7 protein-coding genes are annotated in these 10,573 nt (G+C 65.8%); 5 read left to right on the top strand and 2 right to left on the bottom strand.

What is annotated here, in order from left to right:
- Both QN345_RS10885 and QN345_RS10880 read right to left on the bottom strand, forming a co-directional pair.
- Positions 1 to 1,281, bottom strand: a 1,281-nt coding sequence (locus tag QN345_RS10885; RefSeq protein WP_323508647.1) for an HNH endonuclease signature motif containing protein, incomplete at its 3' end; no start/stop codon positions are given.
- Between the two features lie 227 nt (positions 1,282 to 1,508).
- The gene (locus QN345_RS10880; protein ID WP_166787229.1) at positions 1,509 to 2,306 is read right to left on the bottom strand and encodes an IclR family transcriptional regulator; all 798 of its coding nucleotides are present in this window, start codon (positions 2,304 to 2,306) and stop codon (positions 1,509 to 1,511) included.
- Positions 2,307 to 2,525: 219 nt separating this feature from the next.
- Between QN345_RS10880 and QN345_RS10875 the strand changes: the two genes are divergently transcribed.
- From QN345_RS10875 to QN345_RS10855, 5 genes are all read left to right on the top strand, one after another.
- Positions 2,526 to 4,880 carry a tagaturonate reductase gene (locus QN345_RS10875; RefSeq protein ID WP_322140922.1) on the top strand — a complete coding sequence of 785 codons (2,355 nt, stop codon included), beginning with the start codon at positions 2,526 to 2,528 and terminating at the stop codon, positions 4,878 to 4,880.
- 64 nt (positions 4,881 to 4,944) lie between these two features.
- Positions 4,945 to 6,342, top strand: coding sequence for a glucuronate isomerase (uxaC, locus tag QN345_RS10870; RefSeq protein ID WP_322135359.1), 1,398 nt, complete (start codon positions 4,945 to 4,947; stop codon positions 6,340 to 6,342).
- Between the two features lie 153 nt (positions 6,343 to 6,495).
- Entirely contained in the window at positions 6,496 to 7,956 is a 1,461-nt protein-coding gene (locus tag QN345_RS10865; protein WP_322135360.1) for a glycoside-pentoside-hexuronide (GPH):cation symporter, read from the top strand.
- 51 nt (positions 7,957 to 8,007) lie between these two features.
- Complete coding sequence (locus QN345_RS10860; RefSeq protein WP_134559596.1) at positions 8,008 to 9,555, top strand: UxaA family hydrolase; 1,548 nt, start codon at positions 8,008 to 8,010, stop codon at positions 9,553 to 9,555.
- Positions 9,555 to 10,573, top strand: a 1,019-nt coding sequence (locus tag QN345_RS10855) for a sugar kinase (protein ID WP_323508646.1), incomplete at its 3' end; no start/stop codon positions are given. The genes QN345_RS10860 and QN345_RS10855, both read left to right, overlap by 1 nt.

Genomic DNA, 10,573 nt, shown 5'->3' with positions numbered 1-10,573 from the left:
GTCGCCGAGGTGCCTCGGCGACCACCGGGTGTAGCTCTTCACCGCGTGGTGATACGGGCAGAGGTGGGCGAGGTTCATCGCGTCGGTTTCCCCGCCGTGCTGCCACTCCACACTGTGGTCGAGGTCTGATCGTTTGGCGGAGCGGCGGCACCCGGGGAAGGTGCAGGTTTCATCCCGTACCTCGAGCCATTTCTTGAGCGCGGCGGGTGGTTTGTAGGTGTCGCGTCCCATGGAGAGCACGACCCCGGTCTCGGGGTGGGTGAGCAGCCGGGTGAAGCTCGGCGCCCCGGCGGCGAGACGCCTCGCGGTGTCGGGGTCGATCGGTCCGTACCCGGCGAGGTACCCGGGTTCCTCGCTCTTCCCCAACAGGGTCAGTACCGGGACCGTGACGTTGACTTGCGCGGCCACCCCGGCACCGAGTCCATCCGGGGTGACCCCGCCGATCAGGACATCGGTGAGCACATCGGCCGCGATCTGGGTCAGCGTGCGGGTTTCCTCCGGGCCCTGCAGGGTCAGGGCGGTGTCGAGGGTGCGGTGGTAGGCGGCCTGCACCTTCTCCGCGTCCCCGGTCAGATACAGCGACGCCATGCCGTCGTTGAGGGCGTGGAACACCACGTGCCGATCCTCCACGCTCTTCTGGTGCCGGGCGGTGATGGTTTCCGGGTGGGTGCGTTCCCGCACCCTTCGGGCCCGGTCGGCGAGCTTCGCCACGGTGAGCACTTCCGCGTCGGGCACGAGGACCTCCTCGAACACCGCACGCGCCCGCGCGGACGCTTCCGGGTCATCAGCGACGCGGATGCCCCAGGCCTGCTCCATGATCACCTGCGCGTGCCGGTAACTGATCACCCCGGAGGCCAGGGCCTCCCGGGTCACGGGGAGGTCTTCGGCGAGGGTGCGGCTGGCTTCGATCAGGGTCTCCGCCGTCCGGCGCGGGAGCCGCAGCAGGGCGCCGACCTCGCACGTGAACTCCTCCTTCGTGGCCTCCTCCGGCGACCACGGCGGGCGCAGGCCGCTGGCGCGTTCAGCGGCCTCCGCCCGGGCCCGGCCGACATCGGCGAGCACCCGTTGGGCGGTGTAGACCGCGGCCGCCCGCTTCGCGGCGGCCCGGTTCATCTCCCGGTCCGCCTCCCGGATCGCGTCATAGAAATCGGCGAGGGACGGCTCCACCAGGCTGAGATGCCGGGGGTTGAGGTAGGTGTCGGGAGGACTGTCGGGAGGGGTCCCGGGCGGGGGTTCCGCCGTGCTTTCGGGCTGAGGTTCTGAGGTATTTTCAGTTGTCATACCGGTTACTCTACGGACGACCACCGACATTCTTGAGGCATCCGCATGCCCATGAATCACCTGTGGAAAACCCGGTCAAGGGCTCATAACGAAAGTCGGTCAGCTTCAATCGTCCAGAGATATCGATAGGTTACCCGATGAGCGATTCCTGTCCAGGGGGGCGTCCGCAAAGTCGGATCGGAACAGACCTACGTGGCCGCGAAACGCTCCCCACGCAACGGCCAGAGCTAGACGAGTGACATGATGTCGCGCGCCGCGGTGAGGAGCAGGGGGGCGTATGACTCGAGTTTCGCCTGCGTCACCAATGGTGCGATTGTGGTGATGCCGATTCCGCCCAGCAGATTGTGCCGGGTGTCGAAAACGGGCGTCGCCATGCAGCGGATGTGCTCCTCGTTCTCCTCGTCGTCGATCGAGAAGCCGCGATTGCGCACAAGTTCGCCGTCGGCGAGCAAACGGTTGACGTCCGTGATGGTGTTGTCGGTGCGCCGCGGCAGCCCGGTGTTGGCGGCGTACCGCCGCACCTCGCTCTCGGGCAGGTAGGCCAGAACGGACTTGCCGATCGCGGTCGAGTGCAACGGGATCTGGGCGCCGACGCGGGACGCCATCCGGATCGGCTGCGCGGTGTCCTCGATCTTCTCAACGTAGGTGGCCCAGTCGCCGGTGCGGAGGGCGAAGTGGATGGTGCTGTGCACGTCCTGCTGGAGGCGCTGCAGCCGGGTGCGCACGCGGTCCGAATCCTCCGTGCTGGCAGTCAGGCGCAGGCCGAGCAACCGAAGCGCGCGTCCGGGTGTGTACGCGCCGTCCGACGTGCGGCTGACATAGCCGTCGTCGACGAGTTCGGACAGCAGACGGAACACGCTCGTCTTCGACAGGCCGGTCTCCTTAACCAGGTCGCTCAGCCGGTGCGTTTCGCCCGGGTTCGACACGGCTTCGAGCACGCGCAGCAGTTTGCGGGCTGCGCTGTCCTTCGCGGGCTCGCCGGCCTCGCCCGAGGTGTGAGATCCGTCGATCAAAGTCGCTGACATTTTGTCCTCCTGCGGCCAAAGATTGTGCATTGTGCACCATGAAAAGGCGGTTCTGCCCGATGGAACTCAATACGGCAATTCTACCGCGAAAGCAGTTGTTACGAACGTGTTAACCGGTGCTAGTGTTTCATCTGACGGACACGCGTTCTGCTGAGCGGAACGATTATCAGGCTCCGCCACACTTTCGCCTCACGTTTCTCGCCTCAAAGAGGAGTACGCATGACAACCCAGCAGCTCGCACAGGGCATCCGTCTGGTGGAGGGCCACGGCGGCCTCGCCGCCGTCGAAGTCACCACACCCTCGGCATCCGCCCTGATCTACCTGCACGGCGCGCACGTCGCCGACTGGACTCCCGCAGGCGGCATGCCGGTCCTTTGGATGAGCACCTTCGGCGTCTTCTCCGACACCGACCCGATCCGCGGCGGCGTCCCCCTCTGCTTCCCCTGGTTCGGCCCGAACGGCACGGATGCCTCCGCTCCCAACCACGGCTGGGCTCGCCTCTCCACCTGGTCGCTCGTCGACTCCCGCACCCTGGACACCGCGACCGGCGCCGTTGCCACAGAGCTCGTCTTCGAACTGACCCAGGACAGCGTCGGCGTTCCCGCCGGATTCCACCCCTTCACCGCGCACTACACGGTCACCGTGGGCGCAGAGCTCGGCCTCGAGCTGTCCGTCCGCAACGACGGTGCCACCCCGTTCGCGTTCGAGGAAGCCTTCCACACCTACTTCGCCGTCGGCGACGTCACAACGAGCACCCTCACCGGCCTCGAGACGTTCGGCTACACGGACCGCTCGACCAAGCCGGCCACCGAGGGCTCGTCCCTCCTGCCGCTCGGCTTCACCGGCGATGAGATCGATCGCCTCTACCCGATGCCCGAGGCGCTCGAACTCAGCGACCCGGCGAACGACCGCATCATCCGCGCCGTCTCGCAGGGCGCCGCGCAGACGGTCATCTGGAACGCCGGCCGCATCAAGGCCGCCGCCATCGCAGACTACGGAACCGACGAGTGGACCGAAACCGCCTGCGCAGAGACGTGCAACGTCGGCGCCCACTTCATCACCCTGGATCCCGGAGCGACGTCGACCATGCAGGTCACCGTCACGTCCACTACTACCGAACGGAACACGAAGACCATGCAGAGACTGTCCAAGAGCGTTGTTCCCGCGATCGCGGAACTGCCCACGAAGGCCATCCAGTTCGGCGAGGGGAACTTCCTCCGCGCGTTCGTCGACTGGCAGCTGCAGCAGATGAACAACCAGGGACTGTTCCAGGGCGGCGTGAAGATCGTCCAGCCCATCGAAGGCGGCCGCGTCGCCTCCCTCGAGGAGCAGGACAACCTCTACACGGTCCTCCTCGAAGGCCTTCAGGATGGCAAGGACGTGCAGAGCCACGAGGTCATCACCGTGGTCACCGGAACGGTCAACCCGTACGTCGACAACCGGAAGTACCTCGACCTCGCCAACGACGACAACATCGAGTTCATCTTCTCCAACACGACAGAGGCCGGCATCGCCTTCGACGACCGCGACCGTCTCAATGACAAGCCCCAGCACAGCTTCCCCGGAAAGCTCACCGCGCTCCTCTTCGAGCGTTTCTCCCTCGGCAAGAAGGGCTTCCAGATCATCCCGTGCGAGCTCATCGAGCACAACGGCGACAAGCTCAAGGAATCCGTCCTCGCGACCGCCGCGCTCTGGGAGCTCGACGCAGCATTCGTCCAGTGGGTCAACACCGACAACACCTTCTACTCCAGCCTCGTCGACCGGATCGTTCCCGGTTACCCGGCCGACCGCGCCGCCGAGCTCGCCGAGGAATTCGGCTACGACGACCAGTCGATCGTCAAGGCCGAGCCATTCCTGCTCTGGGTCATCGAAGGACCGCAGTCATTGACGGAGTCCCTCCCGCTCGCGAAGGCCGGCCTCAACGTGACCGTCACCGACGACATGACGCCGTACCGCGAACGCAAGGTGTTCCTGCTGAACGCCCCGCACACCACAATGGCCTCGATCGCCCGCCTCGCCGGCGTCGAGACCGTGCGCGACGTGATGATCGACCCCGAGTTCTCCCAGTTCGTCAACTCGGAAATGTACGACGAGATCATGCCGGTCATCGACCTGCCGCACGACGAACTCGCCGCATACGCCGAGTCCGTCAAGGAACGCTTCGAGAACCGCTTCATGCACCACGAGCTCGCCTCGATCGCGCTCAACAGCATCTCGAAGTACAAGTCCCGCCTGCTGCCGATCCTGGTCAACTTCCACGAGAAGGTCGGAACCTTCCCTCCCCGCGTCACCCTGGCCCTTTCGGCACTGCTGCTCACCTACAGCGGCGACGCTGCGGTCACCGTCGTCCCCGTCGACAGCGACGAGGTGCTCGCCACCTTCCACGCCGCATACGCGACGGCCACCGCGACCGGTAGCAACGTGACGGCCGACTACGTCGAAGCGATCCTGAGCGATGACTCGCTCTGGGGCCGCGACCTCACCGAACTCCCCGGCCTCGTCGCCGAGGTCACCACCGGCCTCGACAACCTGCGCACCCTGGGTGCCCGCGCGACCATCGCGCTCCTGGCCTGATCGGCCGAATCAACCCACCGACTGATTCACCACAACGACTGTACGGAACGAAGGACTGTTTCTGATGTTTTTGAATGACGATTTCCTGCTGACCACGCCGATGGCGAAGAAGCTCTTCCACAATCACGCGAAGAACATGCCGATTGTCGACTACCACTGCCACCTGAGCCCCCAGGAGATCCTCGAGGACGGCAACTTCGCGACGATCACCGAAGCCTGGCTCGGCGGCAACAACTACGGCGACCACTACAAGTGGCGCCTGATGCGCACCAACGGGGTCCCCGAGAGCCTCATCACCGGAGACGGCGCCGACTTCGACAAGTTCTACGCCTGGGCAGGCACCCTCGAAAAGGCGCTCGGCAACCCGCTCTACGTCTGGGCGCACCTCGAACTCAAGCGCTTCTTCGGCATCGACACCGTGATCAGCCGCGCGACGGCCCGCGAGATCTACGACGCGGCCAACCTGCTCCTCGCGACTCCGGCGTTCTCCCGCCGCAGCCTGATCCGGGGCATGAACGTGAAGGTCGTCGTCACGACGGACGACCCCGCGGATGACCTGCACGTCCACGAGCTGCTCAAGGCTGAGAGCGCCTTCAAGGTGCTCCCGGCGTTCCGTCCGGACAAGTCCCTGAACATCGATCAGGCCGGGTACGCGGCGTACATCGCCACCCTCGGCACCGCGGCCGGCGTCAGCATCACCGCGTTCGCGGACATCGTCGAGGCCCTCACCCAGCGCGTCGACTTCTTCCACTCCATGGGCGGACGCCTGTCCGACCACGCCCTCGACATCGTCGTCTACGAAGAGGCCACCCCGGCCGAACTCGACACGATCGTCACGACCGCCCTCTCCGGCGGCACCCTGACCGCGACCGAGATCGCGCAGTACCGCACGGCACTGCTCAAGGCCCTGATGCGCATCTACAGCGCCAAGGACTGGACGATGCAGTACCACATCCACGCGATGCGCAACATCAACGACCCGGGCTTCGCCCGCATGGGCGCCGACACCGGTTACGACGCGATCAACGACCGCAACATCGCCGAGCCGCTCGCCAAGCTCTTCAACGCGATGGAATCCGAGGATGCGGTTCCCCGCACGATCATCTTCTCGCTGAACCCCAACGACTACCTGCCGCTGATCACCCTGATGGCCTCCTACCAGAAGGACGTCGTCCAGAAGCTCCAGCTCGGCAACGCCTGGTGGCACAACGACACCCGCAACGGAATGCGCCTGCAGCTGTCCACCTTCGCGGAGGAGAGCCTGCTCTCCAACTTCGTCGGCATGCTGACGGACTCCCGCAGCTTCCTCTCCTACCCGCGCCACGAGTACTTCCGCCGCATCCTGTGCGAACTGATCGGCGAATGGGTCGAGCTCGGCGAAGTTCCCGACGACGAGGCCATCCTCGGCCAGATGGTCGAAGACATCTCGTACAACAACGCGAACACCTACTTCGGGTTCTAGCCCGTTCGGCTCCGAGCAGGCACCTAGGACGTTCACGACCCGCTCGAAGCATCCACCCGCACAGTACCTCAGCACGAAACAGCACGAAACAGCACGACCAGCACGAACCAGCACGACCCCATTAAATCCAGCACATAGGAGTGAATCCGCATTATGAGTACATCCACCAAGGGCCTGCCCGGCGCCATGGGAGCCACCGGCCCCGAAGGCTCCGCCGGCGTCACCGTTATTGATCGCATTTCCCGCAAGGAGAAGGTCGCCTATGGCTTCGGCGACTTCGGTAACGGCTTCATGTTCGACCTCGGACAGTCGTACCTGACCAAGTTCTGGATCGACACCGCCGGCATCGCGCCCGCTGTCGTCGCACTTATCTTTACGCTCAGCAAACTGTTCGATGCCTGCATGGACCCGCTCGCGGCCGCATTCATCGACAGCCGCCGCTTCGGCAAGCGCGGAAAATTCCGCCCCGTCATGATGGTCTCCTCCATCCTGCTCGCCGTTATGACCGTCGTCACCTTCACGATGCCCGACGTGGACATGGGCTGGAAGATCGCCTTCGCCGCCGGCACGTACGCGGTCTGGGGCATCATCTACTCCTTCACGAATGACCCGTACGGCTCCCTCGCCTCGGTCATGACCCGCGACATCAAGGACCGCGCGGAGCTCGCGACCAGCCGCCAGGCCGGTTCGCTCGGCGCCCAGTGGATCTGTGGCTTCGCGTTCATCCCGATGATGATGATCTTCGGCGGCATGACCGCCCAGAACTTCATGTTCGCCTCGATGGTCATGGCCATCGTCGGCGTCGTGTCCTTCTACATCTGCTACCGCGGCACCAAGGAACGGGTGTACGTCAACCGTGCAGTCGGCTTCGAGAAGAACGGCATGAAGGACTACGCCAAGGCGATCTTCACCAACAAGCCGCTCCTCGCCCTCGTGCTCATGACGCTCTTCACCATCTCCTCGATGAACGTCAACAACATGATGATGATCTTCTTCGCCCAGTACAACCTCGGCAACATCGCCCTCCAGGCCGTCCTGAACCTCGTCATGATCGGCGCCTCCATCGTGGGCATCATGTTCATCCCGAAGATGGTCGCCAAGTGGGGCAAGAAGAAGACGGCCATGGCCGGATTCATCGTCTCCATCGTCGCCAACGGCCTGAACTTCATCATCCCGACCAACCTGTGGACGTTCATGATCCTCGTCACCATCGGGTACGCCGCGCTGGCCATCCCGAACGGCGTCACCTGGGCCTTCGTCTCCGACACGATCGACTACGGCGAATGGCACACCGGTGTCCGCAAGGAGACCATGACCTACGCCGCGTTCAACTTCTCCCGCAAGGTCGCCCAGTCCCTCGCCGCCCTCGTCGGCGCCGGCATGCTCGCCATCACGGGCTACGTCGCCAAGGCCACCTCGCAGTCCCCGGAGACGCTCTTCGGCATCAAGGCCGTCATGACGATCTACCCGGCCATCGCGCTCACCATCGCCGCCGTCATCATCTACTTCCTGTACAGCCTGAGCGATGACAAGTACCACGCCATTGCCATCGACCTCGAAGAGGGTCGTTGGGAAAAGGGCATCATCGGCGAAGAAATCGCCGCCAAGGCCTGATCCGGCCAGCAGTACCCTCCCCGACCGCTTCCCAGCGAGAGAAAAGATCTCATGAGCCACATCAACAGCATTGCGACCGGCACATCCGTGCTCGTCATGGCGGAAGGCGACGATGTCGCCGTTGCCCTCCGGGACCTCGTTCCCGGTGAAGCCATCACCCTGGGGGACAGCGTTCTGAATGTGATCGGGGCCGTCCCGAGCGGCCACAAGATCGCACTCGGATCGGTTGCGGTCGGGGAGAAGGTCCTCAAGTACGGCCAGTCGATCGGCACCGCAACGGCGCCGATCGTGCGCGGCGAACACGTGCACAGCCAGAACCTCGGTATGGACCTCGGTGCCCGCGTGCACGAGTTCGGTACCGTGCACACCGAGCTGCCCGCCCCGACGGGAGCCCGCCGGACCTTCGACGGCTACCGCCGGGCGGACGGCCGCGCCGGCACCCGCAACTACATCGCGATCCTCACGACGGTCAACTGCTCCGGCACGACCGCGAAGCTGATCGCGGACCGCTTCCGCGGCGACCTGCTCGACCGCTTCCCGCACGTCGACGGCGTCATCGCCCTCACGCACCAGAGCGGCTGCGGCCTGGTCCTCGAGAGCGAGGGTGCGCAGATGCTCGTCCGCACCCTCAACGGCTACGCGGCCCACCCGAACATCTCCGGAGTGCTCGTGCTCAGCCTCGGTTGCGAAATGACCCCGGCCGACGTCATCCTCGGCCAGGGCGAGCTTCCGGCAGACACCCTCGTCACGACCCTCTCCATCCAGGAGACCGGTGGCATGCGCGCCACCGTCGCAGCGGGCGTCGAAGCCATCCTCGAAATGGCGGAGAAGCTCGACGAACGACGCCGCGAACCCATCGACATCTCGGAACTCGTCCTCGGCCTCAACTGCGGCGGCTCCGACGGCTACTCCGGCATCACCGCGAACCCGGCCCTCGGCTGGGCCTCGGACGTCCTCGTCGCCAACGGCGCAACATCCGTTCTCGCCGAGACGCCTGAGATCTACGGCGCCGAGCACCTGCTCACCGCCCGCGCCACGACCCGCGAGGTCGGCCTCAAGCTGATCGACCGGATCAACTGGTGGGAGAAGTACATCGTCACCGGTGGCGGCACCATGGACAACAACCCCTCTCCCGGCAACAAGGCCGGCGGCATCACCACCATCCTGGAGAAGTCGCTCGGCGCCGTCGCGAAGGCCGGCCGCGCCGACCTCGCAGCGGTCTACGAATACGCCGAACCGATGACCACCCGGGGCCTCGGCTTCATGGACACCCCCGGCTACGACCCGGTGTCCGTCACCGGACTCGTCGCCGGCGGTGCGACGGTCGTCGTCTTCACGACCGGCCGCGGCTCGGTCTTCGGCTGCAAGCCCACCCCGAGCATCAAGGTCGGCACCAACACGGCGCTGTTCGTGCGCCAGGGCGACGACGTCGACATCAACGCCGGACGGATCGCCGATGGCACCGCCCGCGTCGAAGAGGTCGGCGCCGAGATCCTCGACATGATCATCGCCGTCGCCTCCGGAAAGCAGACCACGAGCGAAGAGTTCAACGTCGGCCAGGAAGAGTTCGTGCCGTGGCACATCGGAGCGGTGACCTGATGACCGACGAGCAAGCAGGCGCCCAGGCACTGCAGGAGGAGCCGGGCAACCCGGTCGCCTCCGGCGCCGACCAGGGCGAACCGCAGGTGGTCTGCTTCGGCGAGACCATGGGCATGTTCACCCCCACCTCGACGACGTCGCTCGACATCGCAGAGGGCTTCCGCCTCGGCGTCGGCGGGGCGGAGTCCAACGTCGCCGCGCACCTCGCCGAGCTCGGCCACCACGTGGCCTGGGCCGGCAATGTCGGCCAGGACCCGATCGGCACCAAGATCATTTCGACGCTCGACTGCGGGGGAGTGGACACCCGCTGGGTGAACCGCACCGCGGTCAGCCCGACCGGCCTGTACCTCAAGGAGCCGGACACCGGTACCGGCGCGCACGTCTTCTACTATCGTGCGGGTTCCGCCGCCTCCGAGCTGGGCGTGGCGGATGCCGGGGCCTGGCCCCTCCAGTCCGCCCACCTGATCCACACGAGCGGCATCACGCCCTCGCTGTCGCCGAGCTGCTCCGCCCTGGTGGAACACGTGCTCGACCACGCGGCGGAGTGGGGCACTTCGGTGTCCTTCGACGTCAACTACCGGTCCAAGCTCTGGCCCGTGAGCGTGGCCGGTCCCCGGCTGCGTGAGCTCGCCGGCAAGGCGACGGTCGTCCTCGTCGGACTCGACGAAGCCGCCACCATCTGGGGCTGCGTCACCTCCGACGACGTGCGCGCCCTGCTGCCCGACGTGCCCTACCTCGTCGTCAAGGACGGAGCCGTCGACGCGACGGAGTACGCGCTTCTGCCCGACGGCACCCGCCTCACCACGGTCGTCCCTGCCCACAAGGTCGAGGTCGTCGAGCCGGTCGGAGCCGGAGACGCGTTCGCCGCCGGTTACCTGTCCGCACTCATGAACGGCGAGTCGTCCGAAGTCCGCCTGAACCACGGGCACTCGCTCGCCGCCTGGGCGCTCGGCAGCCGCGAGGACTTCCGGCCCGGCCACGCTCACGGGCCAGAGCTTGGACCGGTAGTTGACGTCGA

The sequence above is a fragment of the Cryobacterium sp. 10I1 genome, from assembly GCF_035019805.1.
Taxonomy (GTDB): Bacteria; Actinomycetota; Actinomycetes; order Actinomycetales; family Microbacteriaceae; genus Cryobacterium; species Cryobacterium glucosi.
The sequence above is the reverse complement of the archived record's forward strand: the minus strand, read 5'-3'. Positions and strand labels throughout refer to the sequence as shown.